This window comes from Sphingobium sp. FW305-3-2-15-F-TSA7 (genome assembly GCF_058787155.1).
Genome location: NZ_JBYSZM010000009.1, coordinates 54,925 through 71,027, shown reverse-complemented (window position 1 = coordinate 71,027; position 16,103 = coordinate 54,925). Strand labels below are relative to the sequence as shown.

At 65.4% G+C, this 16,103-nt stretch carries 14 protein-coding genes; 6 read left to right on the top strand and 8 right to left on the bottom strand.

Features of this window, described 5'->3' with window-relative positions; genetic code table 11:
• The first annotated feature begins 2 nt into the window (after positions 1–2).
• Positions 3–605 (top strand): GntR family transcriptional regulator, encoded by a 603-nt coding sequence (locus AC3WN8_RS08945; protein ID WP_492669059.1) that lies wholly within the window; start codon positions 3–5, stop codon positions 603–605.
• 141 nt (positions 606–746) lie between these two features.
• Here the strand turns inward: AC3WN8_RS08945 and AC3WN8_RS08940 are convergent, their stop codons facing one another.
• Both AC3WN8_RS08940 and AC3WN8_RS08935 read right to left on the bottom strand, forming a co-directional pair.
• The gene (locus AC3WN8_RS08940) at positions 747–956 is read right to left on the bottom strand and encodes a hypothetical protein (protein ID WP_492669058.1); all 210 of its coding nucleotides are present in this window, start codon (positions 954–956) and stop codon (positions 747–749) included.
• Positions 957–1,100: 144 nt separating this feature from the next.
• The gene (locus AC3WN8_RS08935; protein WP_492669057.1) at positions 1,101–1,250 is read right to left on the bottom strand and encodes a hypothetical protein; all 150 of its coding nucleotides are present in this window, start codon (positions 1,248–1,250) and stop codon (positions 1,101–1,103) included.
• Between the two features lie 253 nt (positions 1,251–1,503).
• Here AC3WN8_RS08935 and AC3WN8_RS08930 point away from each other — a divergent pair, with 253 nt between their 5' ends.
• From AC3WN8_RS08930 to AC3WN8_RS08920, 3 genes are read left to right on the top strand one after another with little or no spacing between them, the layout of a single operon-like run.
• Positions 1,504–1,635 carry a benenodin family lasso peptide gene (locus tag AC3WN8_RS08930; protein WP_492669056.1) on the top strand — a complete coding sequence of 44 codons (132 nt, stop codon included), beginning with the start codon at positions 1,504–1,506 and terminating at the stop codon, positions 1,633–1,635.
• A gap of 52 nt (positions 1,636–1,687) precedes the next feature.
• The gene (locus AC3WN8_RS08925; protein WP_492669055.1) at positions 1,688–2,338 is read left to right on the top strand and encodes a lasso peptide biosynthesis B2 protein; all 651 of its coding nucleotides are present in this window, start codon (positions 1,688–1,690) and stop codon (positions 2,336–2,338) included.
• A complete protein-coding gene (locus tag AC3WN8_RS08920; RefSeq protein ID WP_492669054.1) occupies positions 2,338–4,044 on the top strand; it encodes an asparagine synthase-related protein in 1,707 nt (568 codons plus the stop codon). The genes AC3WN8_RS08925 and AC3WN8_RS08920 overlap by 1 nt, the downstream gene beginning before the upstream one ends.
• Before the next feature lie 4 nt (positions 4,045–4,048).
• Here the strand turns inward: AC3WN8_RS08920 and AC3WN8_RS08915 are convergent, their stop codons facing one another.
• From AC3WN8_RS08915 to AC3WN8_RS08900, 4 genes are all read right to left on the bottom strand, one after another.
• The gene (locus AC3WN8_RS08915) at positions 4,049–6,112 is read right to left on the bottom strand and encodes an Atxe2 family lasso peptide isopeptidase (protein WP_492669053.1); all 2,064 of its coding nucleotides are present in this window, start codon (positions 6,110–6,112) and stop codon (positions 4,049–4,051) included.
• A gap of 17 nt (positions 6,113–6,129) precedes the next feature.
• Complete coding sequence (locus AC3WN8_RS08910; protein WP_492669052.1) at positions 6,130–8,724, bottom strand: TonB-dependent receptor domain-containing protein; 2,595 nt, start codon at positions 8,722–8,724, stop codon at positions 6,130–6,132.
• Between the two features lie 101 nt (positions 8,725–8,825).
• Positions 8,826–9,821 (bottom strand): FecR family protein, encoded by a 996-nt coding sequence (locus AC3WN8_RS08905; protein WP_492669051.1) that lies wholly within the window; start codon positions 9,819–9,821, stop codon positions 8,826–8,828.
• A 10-nt stretch (positions 9,822–9,831) separates the two neighbouring features.
• Positions 9,832–10,407 (bottom strand): RNA polymerase sigma factor, encoded by a 576-nt coding sequence (locus tag AC3WN8_RS08900; RefSeq protein ID WP_492669050.1) that lies wholly within the window; start codon positions 10,405–10,407, stop codon positions 9,832–9,834.
• A 515-nt stretch (positions 10,408–10,922) separates the two neighbouring features.
• Here AC3WN8_RS08900 and AC3WN8_RS08895 point away from each other — a divergent pair.
• Both AC3WN8_RS08895 and AC3WN8_RS08890 read left to right on the top strand, forming a co-directional pair.
• Positions 10,923–12,476 carry a recombinase family protein gene (locus tag AC3WN8_RS08895; protein ID WP_492669049.1) on the top strand — a complete coding sequence of 518 codons (1,554 nt, stop codon included), beginning with the start codon at positions 10,923–10,925 and terminating at the stop codon, positions 12,474–12,476.
• Between the two features lie 292 nt (positions 12,477–12,768).
• Complete coding sequence (locus AC3WN8_RS08890; RefSeq protein ID WP_492669048.1) at positions 12,769–12,966, top strand: DUF6961 family protein; 198 nt, start codon at positions 12,769–12,771, stop codon at positions 12,964–12,966.
• A 308-nt stretch (positions 12,967–13,274) separates the two neighbouring features.
• Here AC3WN8_RS08890 and AC3WN8_RS08885 read toward each other — a convergent pair whose 3' ends face one another.
• Both AC3WN8_RS08885 and AC3WN8_RS08880 read right to left on the bottom strand, forming a co-directional pair.
• A complete protein-coding gene (locus tag AC3WN8_RS08885) occupies positions 13,275–14,528 on the bottom strand; it encodes an NAD(P)/FAD-dependent oxidoreductase (protein ID WP_492669047.1) in 1,254 nt (417 codons plus the stop codon).
• A 138-nt stretch (positions 14,529–14,666) separates the two neighbouring features.
• Positions 14,667–16,094: an aldehyde dehydrogenase family protein gene (locus AC3WN8_RS08880; RefSeq protein WP_492669046.1), complete on the bottom strand. Its 1,428-nt coding sequence runs from the start codon at positions 16,092–16,094 to the stop codon at positions 14,667–14,669.
• Positions 16,095–16,103: the final 9 nt, after the last annotated feature.

The following is a 16,103-nucleotide window of genomic DNA, read 5'->3' as shown; positions in this document are numbered from 1 at the left end:
CGATGGAGCGCGTCTATGACGCGCTCAAACACCGGATCGTCCATGCCGAGCTCGCGCCCGGCGCCCGGCTCGACCCGGCCCGACTGGCGGAGGATCTCAATGCGAGCGCAACGCCGGTGCGCGACGCACTTCATCGCCTGCTTGGCGAAAGGCTGGTCGATGCCCGGCCGCAGGACGGTTTCCATGTGCCGATATTTTCCGAAGCGGCGTTGCGCGACCTTCATGCCTGGTCGCTCGACCTGCTGCTCGCGGCACTGAAGCCCGCGATAGCGGTATTGCGTCCAGGCGCCGAACGCATCGCCGGATCATCGACGGTTACCGATCTGGCCGACAGGGTCGCGGTGCTGTTCGAAGCGATCGCGACCGGATCGGGCAATTACGAGCACCGGGCGGCCATGGCCAATCTCAATGCACGGCTTCACCCGTTCCGAGTGATCGAAGGACGCGTCATACCAGATGGCGAATCGGAACTTCAAACGCTGGAGAAAAGCTGGCGCGCCGGAGACATGACGAGCCTGCGGCGACAGCTCGCCGTATATCATCGCCTGCGGGTAAAGCTGGTGCCGCAGATTGCCGGCCTCATGCGGGATCGGCTTCGCAGCTGAAAGGCGGGCCCGAACCGAATGGGTACCGGCCGGATGGCGCATCGTCGGTGCCCCGGGCGATGAGTCGTTTTGAGGGGACGAGCCGGTGCCTTTAGCCGCAAGGCCTGGACATAGCACTGACCACCCGGGCGCATGACCCTATCACCGGGCATGCGGAGGCCAAGCCAGAGATAAGTCCGGAATGGTGGGTATAATTGCCGCGCCGCAGATGCTCGATGCGCCGGAAATTGCGAGCCGGTCACCAACAGGCAGACGATCAATATCGGCCGGTTGCGCAATCGCGGCCTGGATGTGCGGCAACAACGTGTCGCCGATTGCCTCCCAACGGCTGGACGGATCCGCCACCAGCATCGAAACGCCTCATCGGCCTCTCAACCCGGCCCGCATCCCTTCGGCACGGCCCGTGCCGCCGACCAGATGCGCACGCGATCCGTCGGCGCGTGATAGGCCCGTTCGCCGGACCTCGCGCCGAATGCATCATATCAGCCGTCGAAATTACGCGCGATCCGGACGCGCTGCGCCGTCGTCGGCCATGACGGGCTGACGCAAGCTGTCCTCGCGCATGTTCTGGCGCCAGACCTGCGCCGATGACACCCAGACGTGCCGCTCGCCCGAAAAGCCGTCGATGTCTCCCCAACGCTCCATTTCGGGAATTACCGCCCTTGCTATCTTTGCGGAGGCCAAGGATTTGGCGTCGTTCCGCTCTTTCTTTCATGGGCCTGCGCCCCGATCCAGTCCTCTCCGCCAAATCGCTTCTTCGCGATCGGGCTCGGTCGTCGAGACCAGCAGCGCCCCGCTCAACAATCGTCCAATATCGACTTTATAGATTTCGTGTATCGGTCGCTCCGGTTCAGCCTTTCCTCCACCGCAATCCCTGCGGGAAGAGAGGAACCTAGTCATGGACCATCCGAACGAAACCAACGACACCATCGCGCTCGGCGTCGCCAGCATCGAGACCCGCGGCGTGGGCAAGGGCGCGCGCGACCTGCCCGACGAGCAGTTCCCGATCTCGGGCCTCAGCGACGACTGAGCCGCATCGGGTGCACGGGCCCCGCCCGTGCACCCTTTGCCTGGAGAGCATCATGGGTCTGCAGCTCGCGCCCGGCCTGTCCTTCTGCCTTGTCGAGGACCGGATCATATTCCTCGACCTCGAACATGATCGCTACTTCCGCCTCGACGCGGACGCGGATCAGGCATTCCGCCGGCTGATCGCCGGCTCCGAGGAACCGGAGGACACCGATCCGCGATCGAATGTGTCGATAGGCGGCCTGATCCGCCACGTGCCCGAGCCCGGGCGCCCTGTTCCCGTCATAGCGCCGGCATGCAACGGCACCTTCGTCCCGAACGCCACGGGCCGGCCGGCGGCCCATTCGCTCCTCCGCGCCCTGGCGGATCAAGTTCACGCATCATGGCTCACCCGCCATCGCCGCTTGGGCTCGATCATTGCGCGGCTACGCTCGATCCGTCCCAACGGCACGATCGATGCCGGCGCGATGTCCGGGATCGTGCGGGCGCATGCCCAGGCCGACCTGCTCTATTCTGCGCATGATCGCTGTCTCGCCAAGTCGATCGCGTTGCTCGCGGCGCTTCGCCGTTCGAAGGTCGATGCCCATCTGATCTTCGGCGTCACCGCCCGCCCCTTCGCCGCGCATTGCTGGGTCCAGTCGGACGGCATGGTACTCAATGGCGATGTCGCGCTGACGCGTTTGTTCACACCGATCCTGGTGGTGTGATGCTGGAGCGTTGGGTGATGCTGACCGGTGCCGATCATGGCGGGCGCAGGGCTGTCGAGACGAATGCCGAGACACTGGGCCTGGTTCGGCGACATGCGTGCAGCGCATTCACGCTTCTTGCCGATCCCGGCACGCCGATCATGATCAACGCCGGCATCGCGATCATCGGCCGGCTGTTCGCGCATGACGGCTCTGCGCGCATCTTCGCGCTGGATGACGCCATGGCTTCGGCGATCCTTTCAGAGCCGGGTGCGCATCTCGGCGGATCGCATTGGGGCGCATATCTCGCCATCGTCGAGGACGAGGTAACAGACGAACTCCGGATCCTGCGCGATCCGTCCGGAACCATTCCTGCCTATTGGGCCAGATGGCCGAGCCTCTGGGCGATGGCGGGCGACGCGCGACTGCTCGCAGCACTCGCGCCATCGAGACCGAAAGTGGATTATGCCTCGGTCGCGGCACGCCTGGCACGGCCGGGACATCATTGCAGCCGCACCGGACTCGTTGGCGTGACCGAGTTGCTGCCGGGCTTCGCGCTTTCGCTTGGCCGTGCGAGCCGGAGCGAACCATTCTGGAGGCCCTGGGATCATATCGGGGCCCCCTCGGTCTGCGCCCCTATGCTCAGGCGGGTAATCGATCGCACGATCGAAGCGCTCGCCGGCTGTCATCGCCGCATTCTCGTGACGGTCTCGGGCGGGCTCGATTCCTCGATCATCGCCGCAAGTCTCGCATCGCAGCGTCGCGACGTCGCCTTGCTCACGCTCGCGACCGCGGACGCGCGGGGCGACGAGCGCCCCTATGTGCGGATTCTCGCCGAGGCGCTCGACCTGGGCTTCGTGAGCGATAACTACGACCATGACGATATCGACATCGCCAAGGCGACGAGCGCCCATCAGCCCTGGCCGAGCGCGCGCACCTTCGCGCAGGGCTATGATCGCCGCCGCCAGCATCATGCCGCGGCGATCGGCGCCGATGCGATCTTCAGCGGCGACGGCGGCGACAATGTCTTCGGCCTCACGATATCGGCAAGCCCGGTGGTCGACCGGCTGCGCGCGGAAGGCCTGGCCGCGGCGATCGCCACATCGGTCGATATCGCACGCCTCACATCATGCGGCGTGCCCATGGTCTGGCGCCGGGCGCTTGCGCGGCTTTGGCGGGGCGGCGGCGCGCTGGGTGCGCGCGATACGAGCTTCCTGAGCGTCGCCGGCGTTGCGATGGCGGATACGGTGCCCGATCATCCCTGGCTTTCGCCCGGTATCGCGCTGCCGCCGGGCAAGGCGGCGCATATCGCGAACCTCATGCGCACTCAGAGATACCGGCACGCCTATGCGCCGGGCGAAGCCGAGGCGGTATTACCGCTTCTCGCGCAGCCGATCGTCGAGACCTGCCTGTCGATCCCGAGCTGGCGCTGGTGCGAGGGCGGCGAGAACCGGGCTGTCGCACGCGCCGCCTATTCGTCTATTTTGCCGCCCGAGATCGCCCATCGCCGCACCAAAGGCGGTCCCGACAGCTTCTGCGTCGCACTGATCGAACGCCATCGCCGGGAGATCCGGGAAATGCTGCTCGGGGGGCTGCTGGCGGATCACGCATTGCTCGACCGGGCGGCGATCACCCGGTCGCTCGATGGCGGCGATGCGGAACGGGGCGACGTCCATCGTATCCTTGCTCTTGTCGATACCGAGGCATGGGTGCGCAGCTGGAGCTGAGCCGTCATCCGGGCCGCACACCCGATCGAAGTGTCCGTAACGCCCGCCACCGCGCATATTGGGGTCGAAGCGATAGCGCAGGATCCTCCCGACCCTTCAGCCAGAAATCGAACCATTGCAGATTGCGCTCATAGATGGCCAGCCGGTGCGCGGGCTGGAACTTGATGTGATGTTCGCCGGGAAAGACATGCATCTCGACCGGACGGCCGGCAGTCCTCAACGCCGAATATCCGTTGAGCGCCCCCAGAAACTCGTCATCCGCCAGATTCATCAGGATCGGCGTCGTGATGCCCGACGCATTAGCCGCGAGCGAGAGCGGTCGCCAGAAATCCGATCGCGCTTCGCCCGGTCGCGGAAAGCCGGCCCTGGCGAAGGCATCGATCTGCGCCTCGCCCAGCAAGGGAATCAGGCTCGCATCGACGCAGCAGCTGCTGATCGCCGCGGCGGCGAAGGGACCGCCATGGATGAGCGCCCATTGCGCGGTCTCGGCGCCGTCGCTGAGGCCGGTGATCGCCACCCGGTGCCGGTCGATCTCCCCTTTCGAAAGCGCGAGCGCGATCCCGCGTTCGAGCGCCGACTGTACGCTGCGGCGCTCGGCGTGAATGCTGCTTTCCGCGACTGGCTTGCTCCCATATTCGCCGGGCAAGAGCGACAGATGCAGCGGGCGTTGGAAACTGAGGACGGCATGGCCGCGCGCCGCCAGCGCGAGAATCGGATATTCGTCGCCCGTCCCGCCGCGCAGGAAGCCGCGTGACCCATATTGAACGATGACCAGTGGATAAGGTGCGCCGCTCTTGCCGGGCGGAAGCACAAGATCGCCGAAAGTCTCGATGCCGTTCGCATTCGTCCAGAGGAGCCGCTCGACACGCGCCCTTTCCAGACGATCGAAGCCGGGATTGGGATTCCAGACCGGCACGGACCGACCGGTCTCCCCGTCGATCCGGACGATGCGCCGCGGGATTTGCGATCCCTCGCGCAGGCAGATCGAGTCCTCCTGGCCGACGGGCCGGCAGCCGATGATCAGATCCTCGGTCGACAGAAGTCGCCGAGGCCCAGCCCCCTTGGCCGGAGACCAGCGATACAGGGCGAGGCTTTGCCGCGCGTCGCCTTCACGCCGGAGGAAGAAGAGCGAACCGGCGTTCGACCACCAGAGATTGACGATCTCGCCCGTGCAGGCGGCACAGATGCGTTCCTCGCCATCGACCCGGGCGACCAGCCGGCGTTCGAGCGTCTCGCCGGGCGGCTGGACCGTCCAGGCGATGCGACCCTGCGATCCGGACGCTGCCGCCAGCGCCTCGGCCGGCACCGTAGCGGGAACGTGCGCGAGCAGTGCCTGCTCCGCTTCGGTCGCCGGCCGGGCTACGCCGGTTGCGACATCGATCGTGAATGCGTGCGTCGCAATCGTCGCTTCGCGCGAAAATGGGTGCCTGGCGCTGAGCGGCCTGAACCGGGCGTCGACCAGATATCCGCCGAGCGCTTCGGTCGCGAAAGCGACGTGGGCGGCGATCTCGCCGGTACGGCTGGACAAGACCAACTGCTGTCCATCCGCCGTCCACGCAAATGCCTCGACGCCCGCCTCGATCCGGCTGAGCGCGGTGGCACCACCGCCATCGGCATGCGCCAACCAGATTTGTGCCTTGGCACCCTCCCGCTTGAGATAGGCGATGCGACGGCCGTCGGGGGACCAGCGCGGCACGATGACCCTGGGCACGCCACTTTCGGGAAGCGCGTGGCCGAACAGCGGATAGCGGTCCCGGATCAGATCGCCGCCCCGATCGACCAGCCGCGGCGTGCCGGTGGCGAGGTCGAGCACAACCAGTCCCTGGCAATAAGCGTTGCCCACGGGATCGGCGCGGCGCAGCACGAAGGCCGCCCGGCGGCCATCGGGCGACGGTCCGAGCGGGCTCTCGAGATCGACACGATCGCCGGGTTGACCGATATCGCGTAGCAGCGCCAGGTCGCGGGCGGCGACCGGGCGCACCGAAGCGCGCCCTTCCATGGCCTGAGGTAGCAGATCCTCGCAAGCTGCCAGCGCGGGCGTCACGCTTAGCGCTGCGAACGCCGTCATGGCGGCGATGTGCCGCATCACTGCCAGCGCTTGGTGATGGTGAGCCCGACGAACCGGCCGATCGACGAATAGTTGGTCGAATCGAACGGCGTATAGGCGACCTGATCGGTGCGGATGATCGCCGGCTTGTCGTTGAGGATATTCTGCGCGGTCAGCGCGAACTCCATGTTCGATGCCAGTCCCGACCCCGGCGGCGTCCGATACCGCAGGATGAGATCGACCATCGTCTGGCCCGCCACGTCCGCCAGAACCGCAGTCCGGTCGTCGGTGACGCCGCCGATATGACTCACCCAGCCTGACAGGCTGAGCCCGCCCTGCTCGAACACCGCGCCGCCGCGCAAGCGCCAATGAGGGATGTTGAAGATCGTCCCCGAAATGTCGCGATAGGGCTGGGCGTCGATCAGCTTGCGCCGGCTGTCGATATAGCTCGCGGCCGCCGAAACGGTCAGCGATGCTCCGCCGTCGAACTCGGCGCGATAGCGCGCCGCGATGTCGACACCGCGCGCGCGCTGACGCGCGACATTGGTGAAGCGGTTGTCGACGATGCCGACGACCAGGGCCGGATCGAAAGGGCGCGTGGTCAGATTGTTGAGGCCGAGCGCCGATGCCGCGATCGCCGCATCGATCTGGGCGCGCGTCGGCGACAGCGTGACGAAAGGCGCATAGGCGGGATTGGTCAGGGCGCCCGTCGACGACGCGATCGGCTCGATTACTCGCTGCGTGTAGCGGATGTCGAAATAGCTTGCTTCGAGCGACAGGCCGTCAAGGGCACGCGGCTCGAGCGTCACTGTCGCCGTCCAGTTGGTCGAGCGCTCGGGTCCCAGATCCGGATTGCCGCCGGAGAGATAGAGCATCGTGCTGCCCGCAGGCGACGTGCCGCTGTTGAGCAGCAAGGTCTGCTGGTCGAGGAACTGCTGGTAAAGCGTCGGCGCCTTGAACGACTTTCCCCAACTCGCCGAGAGCGTAATCCCCGGCGTCGGTGATGCCACGAGGCCAAGCTTCGGGGTCACGACATCGCCCATGCCCTGATAATTTTCGTAGCGCAGCGCGCCGCTCAAGCTCAGGCGATCGAGCCCTGGCACGGCCATCTCAGGCGCGACCACCGGCACGAACAGCTCGGCATAGCCGTACCAGCTCTCCTGCGACGCGGTGAAGTTGGACTGCTGATCGGGCAGGCCGACAAAGCTCAGCCGGCGGCGACGCTGCTCGAAGCGATTCTCGCGATAGCCCGCCCCCAGCGCCACCCGAACCTTGCCCGCTGGCAGGTCGAACAGCTTGCCGTCGGCACTGAAATCGGCGCTGGTCAGCCGATTGCACAGACAGATGCGCGTATCATATTGCGCCACCCCACCCGTCGCATAGATGGTCGAGAGATGGGCACGATCCTCGGCGCGGACGAAACCGGCTCCGAGCGACCAGCCGCCGACCATGGCCGTCAGCTGCGGCGCGATCGAGAAGCGCTCCGAACGCGCACTGTTGACCGTGCCGTTGACGTCGAAAGGCGCGGATGCGGTGAAGGGTGCCTGGATGCGATGCCGGCGCACATTGTAGAGCAGATCGGCCGCGAAGCCGATGCCGCTGTCGCCGAACCGCTGGTTGAAACTGACCAGCCCGCTGCGCGCGCTCTGGCTGGGATAGAGGGTCGCGCTGTCGTCCTGGCGCGCGGCATAGTCGCGCTGCCGGGCGAGGATGGCGCTGTTGCGCGACCAGTCGACCGCCGCCATCACGCTGCCCGAGCCCCATTGGGTGCCGCCGACCGCGCCATATTGCCGCTCGACATCACCGCCGTCGGTGGCGGCACCCCAGCGACCGCTCACGGCCAGGCCTTCGTAACGCTTCTTCAGCAGGATATTGACGACGCCCGCGACCGCGTCCGAGCCGTAGAGCGCGGAGGCGCCGTCGGCGACGACCTCGACCCGATCGACCGCGTCGACGGGAATGGCGGACAGGTCGACCGCGTTCTGGACGCCGCCATAAGCCAGGCGCCGGCCATTGAGCAGCGTTAACGTCGCATCCGGGCCGAGACCGCGCAGATTGGGGCTGGAGCCCGAGTTGATATTGGCGTTCTCCGACCCGCGCGAACCGCCGCCGACGCCCGGATTCTGCCCGCCCGTGAAATTCTGCGGGATGCTGCGCAAGGTCTCGCCGAGATCGGAGTGGCCGGCATTGCGGATATCCTCTGCAGTGACCCGGATCACCGGCGAAGCGGGTGGCGCGCCGCGAATGCGGGAGCCGGTGACGACAATGTCCGATCCCTCGCCTTCTCCGGTCTCGGTGCGGCGATCGCCCGGGCGGCGGACCAGCACGGTCGCGCCACGCCATTCGGCGACGAGACCGCTGTCGCTGATGAGCAGCGCGATCGCGTCGCGCGCACTATGGTTCCCCTGGAGCGCGGGCGCGCGCTTGCCGGCGACATCGTCGCTCGTGAACATCACCTCGATAGCCGAGGCCTTGCCGATCGCCACGAGCGCATCGGCCAGCGGCTGGGCGGCTAGATCCCAGCCGATCGCGGTGGCGGGACCGGCCTGCGCATTGGCAGGCATCGCCGCCAGCAACCCGCCCGCGGCGATACCGGCGAGCAGGCCCAGCCGGCCTGTGTTCAATATGATCATGATCCTCTCCCCTTGACGGGCCGCTCTCACAATCGGCGGCAGCGTCGTCAGGGAGTTCGACGAGACGGATCGGCGGGACCTTAGGGGGCGACCGGAGTTTTTTATGGATCCCGGTGAACAAGCAGAATTCGCGCGCCTTGCTTGCGCTGCTCCAGGTCGAGCAGCCCCGCGAGAATGGCGGCGAGATGGAGCGGATCGTCGAGACGGAACCGCCCGGAAAGGCGTGTCCGGCCGAGCGCCGGGTCTCCCGCCTCGAGCTGGATGACGCTCAGGCGGTTCGCGCGGGCGAGCAGCATGTCGAGCGGCATGTCGCGCACCTCGACGATGGCGCGCGGCCAGTCGGGCGCGGCGCGCGGCGAGAAGGCCGGCTTCTCGCGGATCCAGCCATGGGCGACCGCGACCCTCTCGCCGGCCGCGAGTCGCGCGACCTGCCCGTTTCCACCGGGGCCGGCCACGACATCGATTGCCCCCTCGATCAGCGCAACGTCGGCGACGCCCGCCGTCAACGCCATGTCGAAGATCGTGCCGCGTGCCGTCACCTTGCCGTCGGCGGCCATGACGGTGAAGGGCCGGTCGTCATGCGCGACGGCGAACCGCGCCCGGCCACGTTCGAGGCGCAGGTCGCGGCCTTGCCCGTCCAGCCGGACCGTGACCAGGGCATCGCCGTCCAGCGTCACCACCGAACCGTCGCGCAGCCGGAAACGCGTGACCGCACCGTTCACGGCCTCGAGCCGAGCCAGGCTCAGCGGCACATCGGGGGATCTCCAGCCAAATCGCGGTCCGAGCATGGCGACGAAAAGCACCAGCATGAGCGCGGCGACGCCGGCGAGCACCGTGACACGCCCGATGCGCGGTGCGCGATGGAATTGCGGAACAGCACCCGCAGATATCCCGCTGCCGCGCTGGAGGATCTTCGCGTCGGTGAAGCGCGTCGCGATGCGGTTATAGGCAGCGCGGTGATCGGCGTCCGCCAGCCAGGCCTCGAACTGGGGTCGGAAGCGCTCGGCGTCGTCGCGCCGCATGCGCGCGAACCAACCGGCCGCTTCCACGCGAAGCGCTTCGGCCGGATCGGTCGCGGGATCGTCTGGGCTGGTCATCGCGTATGTTCTACCGGTCCTCGAGCGCGCGGTCGAAATGCGCCAGGGCGCGCATCATGTGATATTCCACGGTGGCGACAGTGATGCCAAGCCGGCCGGCGATCTCGCGATAGGTCAGCTCGTCGATACGGTGGAGCAGAAACACGTCGCGGGTGCGTTCGCCAAGCGCGGCGAGCGCGATTTCATAACGGTGGAACATGTCCTGCGCCTCGAGACCGGCCATCTGTGCGGGCGCCATGGCGGGCAATTGCGCCTCGTCGAGCGGCACGCGCAACGGCGCCTGGCGCGCCTCGCCGGAGCGCGCGCGGTCGAACAGGAGATTGCGTGCGACACGCTGCAACCAGGCGGCGGGATTGCGCAGGCGGGAGACGTCATCGCCCCGGGTGAGACGGACGAACACCTCCTGCACCATGTCGTCGGCCTCCTCGCGGTCCGGCAATCGGTTGCGGAAGAAGCGCCGGAGCATGGGTGCGGTGTCGCGGTAGAGCCGCTCCACCGCGGCCGCGGAGGCGGTTCCCCCGGCCGGCGGCGCCGCCAGGGGGTCGGCGGCCAGTGCCGGGTCGCGACGCCCGGCGACGCCGGTCACGAGAATGCCGTGCGGCCGAAGGCCACGCGCCCCATGGAAAAGAAACTCATCTGCGCACCATGCGCGGCCATGCGCTCACGCCGGTGCGTCACGCCGGCGTATCGTCATGTCCCAAGCGCTGCCGCGGTCTCCCTGGAGTGCGGCCGGCCGTCCTGTGCCGGACGGGCGTCAATGATGCCTGGCGGGATTATCCCGGGACGCGATTGCCTGCCCGCGTCCGCCGACCATCATGGCGGCACAGGCGCGAGCCGACAAGAGCGCGGGCGGGATCCGGCAGAAACCGGCGCCCTGGCGGCGGCTGTGAACCGCCCGGACAAGCGGCCCGGCGCTGTCCCCTAACCCAGCCATTCGGCGACAGCGAAATGCGCGAGGTACGGCGCCCGATACGCCCGATAACTGCCGGAACACGCCGACGAGCCATGCTTGAGATCGAACGACCGAAAGCCGAAATGACCGGATCACGGATTTCATATACAGATATCAGGCCGGCAAAAGCAGTCGGCTAAGGACCGACGATGCCCATGCACAGCGGCGTTACCGAGGATCCAGAACTCCAGCGCCCGCTCGTCCGCGCAGCGCAATATGTGCGCATGTCCACCGATTTTCAGCGATACTCGACGCGCAACCAAGCGGATGCGATCGCCGTCTATGCCGCATGCCATGGTTTCGAGATCGTCGAAACCTATGCTGACGAAGGACGCAGCGGCCTTTCATTCGATAAGCGCGACTCACTCCAACGGCTGATTGAGGACGTGATGACGCGACAGGCCGATTTCCAGGCCATCCTGGTCTATGACATCAGCCGCTGGGGGCGCTTCCAGGACACCGACGAAAGCGCCCACTATGAATTCATCTGCCGGAAGGCGGGCATCGCGGTGCATTATTGCGCAGAGCAGTTCGACAATGACGGCAGCCTGACCGCGATGATCCTCAAGCATCTCAAGCGGATGATGGCCGCTGAATTCAGCCGGGAGCTGTCGACCAAGGTCTATGTGGGCCAATGTCGTCTCGCCGGCCTAGGCTATCGACAGGGCGGCATAGCGGGATATGGCCTGCGCCGACTGGTTATCGACAGCGAGGGCCGCCCCCGCCTCATACTCCAGAAGGGCGAGCACAAGAGTCTCCAGACTGACCGGGTAATTCTTGTGCCAGGTCCGCAGCACGAGATCGACATCGTGCGCCGCATCTACCGTATGTATATCAACGGCCGGAAAAGCCCGCGCGCGATAGCAGACCAGCTTAACCGGGAAGGCGTCCCACCCCGCCCCTTCTCCCGATGGGACCGCGATTCGATCTATGAAGTGATCTCGAACGAAAAATACATGGGCAACAACGTGTTCGGCAGGACGTCGAGCAAACTGGCCAGCAAACAGGTGTTCATCGGGCCGGATGCATGGATTCGCGTCGAAGGCGCGTTCGAGGCGATCATCGATCCCAGGCAATTCGCGGCAGCCCAGCGGGTGAGAGCGGCGCGCAGATATTACCAGCACGAGAGCGACGAGGCGTTGCTCTCCAAGCTCGTCGACCTTTGGGAGCGCTGCGGCGGGCTCTCGACGGCCATCATTACGCGCAGCAAAAGCGTCCCGGCGCTGACGACCTACAACAAGCGCTTCGGAAATCTGTCAAATGTTTACGCGCGCATCGGCTACGTGCCACCCTCGGATTTTCGCAATCTTAGACTCAATTCCGTCCGGCGCCGGGAGCATCCCGACATCATGGCCGACTTGCGAACTCTGTGCAGGAAGCGAGGGATCAAAGCCCGGGTGGAAGCCGACAGCGAGTTGCTGATCCTTGAGGGCGGGCAGCGGATTTCCGTCGTCATCGCGCCGCACGCCGCCAACAAGCATGGCCGGCCGGACTGGAGGGTGCGTTTCGAGGCCAGCCTGAAACCCGATTTCACCCTCGTGGTGTGCCTGGGCCCAGGCGATCGCAAGGTCCTCGAATATCTGCTCCTGCCGCGGCACATATTCGATCGGCCTGGGCGGACCTACTTTACGAAAAAATTGATCGCGAAATTCAGCGCTTATCGCAGCGACGATCCGAGCCGACAGCTCGCGCTGCTGACGTGAGGCGCAAAAAGCGATCATCCGCGCCGCCTGGACATCGTAGCGCTTCTGCCTTGCCATCGGATCCTGCCCACGGCTTCCAGGCTGTCCTACATGGAACAAAACAAGTACATAAACACGGAAAGGAGTCGCTTCATGATCTATCTCGATTCCCCATTGGTCATTGCGCTCGCTACCCTGATTGGCAGCGTCGCTACGCTTGTCTGGGCCTTCAGGCGGAAACCCTGAGCACGTGCTACGGAGAGGAAATGATGGGCAATTGCGTTCCCGCCACCGCGTCTCGAGGCGTGCTTCCGTGACGCCCGAGCAGGAGCAGTGGGCGTTCGCGTCGAAACTGCTGGAGATGCACGGCGATGACGTCGGCACCCATGTCATGCGCCGAATTTCTGAGCTGACCGACGCCGGTGATCATGACGGCGTACGCTTTTGGGTCGCGATCGCCGACAAAGTGATGCAGTTGTTCGGGCCGGACGAAGGGGCCTGGACACAATGATATTGGCGATGCTGGCATATATGGCGGTCGGATCGACCTTCACATGCACGCCGACCCGGGTTTGGGACGGCGACGGGCCGATCTGGTGCGCCGAAGGCCCAGGAGCCGATCACGCGAAGGGCATGTTCTCGTCAGTGGACCGGCACTGATCTGCCGGTCGGATGGCTCCGGCAAAGGCGATCGGACCGCGGCCTGGTGCAGCGTCGGTCGCATGGACCTGTCCTGCGCGATGGTGAAGAGCGGCTTCGCGCTGCGATGGGATCAGTATTGCGCGGGGCCGGTCGTCCAGGATCAATGCGGCCGGCCCCTTATCTCGCTCTGATGCCGAACCTCTCGACTCCAAACTGGCCCATATCGATTCCGGGATCGGAACACCCAATCAGGTCGGCGATCATCTTGGCGGTAATCGCGGCCTGAGTAAGACCGAGATGCTGGTGGCCGAAAGCATAAGCAATTGCGGACTGTCCGCGCAGGCAACCGATCGCCGGTAGCGAATCCGGCAACGAGGGGCGGCTTCCCATCCAGATACTGTCTCCCTCGGTTGGTAACACGCTCGTGAAATAATGCTGAGCAAAGGCGGCAAGGTGCCGGGCGCGAGACCAAGACGGTGGGGCGTCCGCCGCGGCAAATTCGACCGTCCCCGCGAGGCGCAAACCGCCCGACATCGGGGTAGCGACACAGGATTCGCGGTGGAATGTAACGGGACGAGTCAGCAGTCCGGCGCTCTTTCGCAGCATCATATGATAGCCGCGCTCCGCCTGAAGCGGCACCTGAACACCCAGTGGGCGGAGAAGATGTCCTGATGTCAGCCCCGCTGCGACAACAACATTTTTCGCACGATAGGAGGCGGCCGCACCATCTATTCTGCAACCATCCGCGGCAGCGTCGATGGCATTGACCTTATCTTTGATCACCGTGCCTCCCATGGCCTGGAATGCACGGCGCAAAGTGACCGCGACTTCATAGGGATCGTGCACATGCGCGCTATTCTCGTGAAACAGGCCGCCGCTCACCTTTCCGGCGAGATGTGGTTCGAGGGCAGCCACTTGCTCTGCGTTAAGAATCTGAGTCGGGAACCCAGCTGCTTTGAGTCGCTCGCAACGGGCCGCAAACGCGGCCGGCAAAGCCGGCCAGCGGATAAGTTCGATCATGCCACGTTCGGCCAACAATGTCCGCCCGCCACAGGAGTCGAGCAATTCACGCCAGGCCGGCAATGCACGCCGATTGAGCGCGGCGAGTCCGCTGATGATCCGGTCCTGCGCCAATGGCAGAAGCGTGGCAGCCGCGCGCGCAAGCCATGGCAAGAGGCTCGGGAACGCGGAGGCGCGGATTGCGGCCGGTGCGGCTTGGTCGATCAGCATTCCCGGCAAAGACAACACCCGCCGGGCAGTGATGAGCGGAAAGATCTCGGATGTCGCGATAATGCCAGCATTGCCATAGGAGCAAGCGCGGCCTGGTTCATCCATGTCCATGAGGATGACAGTGCGACCACGCCGCTGCAGCTCAAACGCACAGGCAAGACCGATTACGCCCCCTCCGACGACGATGACGTCCGACTTCATCCCTTGCCTGCGGCAACTAGATTCGACTGGAAGTTTCCGCGTCGGTCTCGCCAGGGTGCCCGTTGCAAGATCGCACTATGGATCTTCCCGCGGTCTTTCACCCGAGCGTATCGCGAGCGGGCCTCTCGGCGGCGTTCGTCACTTACTCGGCGCATCGCCCAGCACTGCTTTGATTTCTACATACTCATCGAAGCCAAATTCGCCCCACTCGCGACCGTTGCCACTGCGCTTGTATCCGCCGAAGGGGGCCATGATGTCGCCGGCGGCGCCATTCAGAACAACGCGACCTGCACGCAGCCGTGCGACGGTCTCGCGGAGCTGGTCGCACTCCTCCCCCCAGAGATAAGCCGCCAACCCGTATTCGCTGTCGTTCGCGATCGTCACGGCATGGTCCAGGTCACGAAAGCTAAGGATGGAGAGGACCGGGCCGAATATCTCCTGGCGCGCGATTGCCATCTCGCTCGTCACATGGGCGAATGCCGTCGGCCGGACATAATAGCCGCGATCGAGCCCGTCCGGCCGGCCAAGACCGCCACAGACCAGTGTCGCGCCTTCATCGATGCCCTGTCCGACAAGGTCCTGAATCCGGTTCCATTGGACCGACGAAACGACCGGCCCCATCGTCGCCTCTCCCTGCGGATCGCCAACAACGATAGTGCCGACCGCCTGTTCGACCAACGCGACGACCTCATCCATCCTTTCCGTCGGGACGATCATCCGCGTCGGCGCATTGCAGGATTGCCCGGAATTGAGCATCACATGCCGCACGCATGCTGCGACGGCTTTCGGGAAATCGGCGCCCTCAAGAATGAGAAAAGGCGATTTTCCACCGAGTTCCTGCGCCACCCGCTTGACGGTGGGCGCGGCAGCAATCGCCACTTCGACGCCAGCGCGGGTCGATCCGGTGAACGAAACCATATCGACCTCCGGATGGGAGGAGAGTGCTGCGCCGGCAACGGGGCCGCCATTTACGAGGTTGAAGACACCAGCCGGGACGCCCGCCTCATCCAGTATCTCGGCGAACAGCCAGGCAGAGAAAGGCGCGATTTCGGACGGCTTCAGCACCATCGTACAACCGGTTGCGAGCGCAGGCGCGACCTTGCAGGCGATCTGGTTCATCGGCCAATTCCAGGGAGTGATGAGGCCGCAGACGCCGATCGGCTCCTTCACGATCCGCGTCGGTCCGCGCTGCTCTTCAAAGTCATAGCGCTTGAGCACCTCGATCGCGGCCTCGAGATGGGAAAGTCCGCTCTTCGTCTGGCCCGATCGCGCCAGCGCGTTCGGCGCGCCCATCTCCTCCCTGATCGCATCGGCGATCTCCGGCTCACGGCGGCGATAGATCGTGACGATGCGCTCAAGGAGCTCAAGGCGATTTTCCCGCGTGGTGCGAGACCATTCGGCAAAGGCTCCACGAGCCGCCATTACGGCCCTGTCCACATCGGCAGCCGCGCCGCTCGCGATCCGGCCGCACGCCGTTTCGGTCGCCGGATCGATCACGTCGATGAATTGCGGCTCCAACGGATCGACCCAGTCGCCGCCAATGTAGAATTTCAGATAGTCGCGCATTTCCGCTCC

Excerpts from the sequence above, each read along its gene's own strand:
- AC3WN8_RS08945 (WP_492669059.1), top strand. The coding sequence starts at position 3 with ATGGAGCGCGTCTATGACGCGCTCAAACACCGGATCGTCCATGCCGAG.
- AC3WN8_RS08940 (WP_492669058.1), bottom strand. The coding sequence starts at position 956 with ATGCTGGTGGCGGATCCGTCCAGCCGTTGGGAGGCAATCGGCGACACG.
- AC3WN8_RS08935 (WP_492669057.1), bottom strand. The coding sequence starts at position 1,250 with ATGGAGCGTTGGGGAGACATCGACGGCTTTTCGGGCGAGCGGCACGTC.
- AC3WN8_RS08930 (WP_492669056.1), top strand. The coding sequence starts at position 1,504 with ATGGACCATCCGAACGAAACCAACGACACCATCGCGCTCGGCGTCGCC.
- AC3WN8_RS08925 (WP_492669055.1), top strand. The coding sequence starts at position 1,688 with ATGGGTCTGCAGCTCGCGCCCGGCCTGTCCTTCTGCCTTGTCGAGGAC.
- AC3WN8_RS08920 (WP_492669054.1), top strand. The coding sequence starts at position 2,338 with ATGCTGGAGCGTTGGGTGATGCTGACCGGTGCCGATCATGGCGGGCGC.
- AC3WN8_RS08915 (WP_492669053.1), bottom strand. The coding sequence starts at position 6,112 with ATGACGGCGTTCGCAGCGCTAAGCGTGACGCCCGCGCTGGCAGCTTGC.
- AC3WN8_RS08910 (WP_492669052.1), bottom strand. The coding sequence starts at position 8,724 with ATGATCATATTGAACACAGGCCGGCTGGGCCTGCTCGCCGGTATCGCC.
- AC3WN8_RS08905 (WP_492669051.1), bottom strand. The coding sequence starts at position 9,821 with ATGACCAGCCCAGACGATCCCGCGACCGATCCGGCCGAAGCGCTTCGC.
- AC3WN8_RS08895 (WP_492669049.1), top strand. The coding sequence starts at position 10,923 with ATGCCCATGCACAGCGGCGTTACCGAGGATCCAGAACTCCAGCGCCCG.
- AC3WN8_RS08885 (WP_492669047.1), bottom strand. The coding sequence starts at position 14,528 with ATGAAGTCGGACGTCATCGTCGTCGGAGGGGGCGTAATCGGTCTTGCC.
- AC3WN8_RS08880 (WP_492669046.1), bottom strand. The coding sequence starts at position 16,094 with ATGCGCGACTATCTGAAATTCTACATTGGCGGCGACTGGGTCGATCCG.